The sequence below is a fragment of the Mesorhizobium sp. M7A.F.Ca.CA.004.12.1.1 genome (assembly GCF_003997835.1).
Taxonomy (GTDB): domain Bacteria; phylum Pseudomonadota; class Alphaproteobacteria; order Rhizobiales; family Rhizobiaceae; genus Mesorhizobium.
The window spans coordinates 1-399 of record NZ_RZRK01001545.1 but is presented as its reverse complement, the minus strand read 5'-3'; the positions used below and the strand labels follow the sequence as shown (position 1 = coordinate 399).

Below are 399 nucleotides of genomic sequence, written 5' to 3'. Positions count from 1 at the left end.
AGATAGCAGGACAACACCGCGCAGATGGCGCCGACCAGAATGGCGACGGTGAGACCGCGACGCATGAACTCATGGCTGAGCGGTTCGGCGATCCAGGACCAGATTGTCATCATGACGCGACCTGGGATGCGGCACGTGCCGCCCGGCGCGCGGCGAGACGGCCATGTTTGGGTGCGAAGACGAAGGCAGTCAGAAAGACCACGGTCTGCAGCACCACGATCAGTCCGCCAGTCGCGCCATCGAGAAAGAAGCTGAGATAGGCGCCGACCGCGCTCGTCGCCGCGCCGATCGCCATCGCGAGCAGGATCATGACGCCGAACCGCTCAGCCATGAGTTCATGCGTCGCGGTCTCACCGTCGCCATTCTGGTCGGCGCCATCTGCGCGGTGTTGTCCTGCTA

Annotated in this window: 1 protein-coding gene; it reads right to left on the bottom strand. The window is 64.2% G+C overall.

What is annotated here, in order from left to right; genetic code table 11:
• Positions 1-109 precede the first annotated feature (109 nt).
• On the bottom strand, positions 110-399 hold a 290-nt coding region (locus tag EN984_RS37485), incomplete at its 5' end, for a metal ABC transporter permease (protein WP_206517608.1).